We start from the raw sequence: 776 nt of genomic DNA, 5'->3' as shown, positions 1-776 counted from the left end.
GTATTTTAATTGGTTTGGGGTGGGACGAACGTGCAACTGATGGCGCATCTTTTGATTTGGATGCCAGTGCGTTTTTATTAACCGCCTCAGGCAAGGTGCGTGGCGACCATGATTTTATTTTCTACAACCAGTTAAAATCACAGGATGGCTCGGTTGAGCATACGGGTGACAATCGTTCAGGTCAAGGGGATGGTGATGATGAGTCTTTAGTGGTGGATTTATCTAAAGTTTCTCCTGAAATTGAAAAGATTGCCATTACGGTCACCATTCATGATGCCCAAAGTCGTGGACAGAATTTTGGACAAATTGCCAACGCTTTTATCCGTGTCGTCAATCAGGATTCAGGCATAGAAATTGTTCGTTTTGATTTGGCCGAGGATTATTCAACCGAAACCGCCATGGTATTTGGTGAAGTCTATCGTCATAATGGCGAATGGAAATTTAGAGCAGTCGGTCAGGGCTATGCGGGCGGACTTGCTGCAATGTGTCAACAATATGGTATTCAAGTTGGCTAAAACCGATATCTCAAAGCAGACAAGATGTATGTTTTGAGATTTTTTTGAAAGGGTAACAATGAAACATTTTCGTTTCTCAATTATTTTTACCGTGATTTGTCTGGCATTATCTGCATGGTGGGGCTTCAGTCATGGACCAGAGGCAGGCGTGCAGGCAATGCTTCGGGTATTGCTGATCACTACGATTTTGGCTGTGATGGAAGTGTCGCTATCTTTTGATAATGCTGTGATCAACGCATCAATATTGCGTCACTGGGATGA

At 43.3% G+C, this 776-nt stretch carries 1 protein-coding gene and 1 pseudogene; both read left to right on the top strand.

Going from position 1 to position 776, the window contains the following annotated elements:
* The coding region (locus B4H32_RS08095; protein WP_286801689.1) for a TerD family protein at positions 1–515 on the top strand (515 nt) is incomplete at its 5' end.
* 58 nt (positions 516–573) lie between these two features.
* Positions 574–776 (top strand): annotated as a pseudogene (locus tag B4H32_RS08090) (hypothetical protein); the annotation flags it as partial.

The organism is Acinetobacter sp. UBA2063, from assembly GCF_002333245.1.
In the GTDB taxonomy this organism is placed as follows: Bacteria; Pseudomonadota; Gammaproteobacteria; order Pseudomonadales; family Moraxellaceae; genus Acinetobacter; species Acinetobacter parvus.
This window is presented reverse-complemented; position numbering and strand designations above follow the sequence as displayed.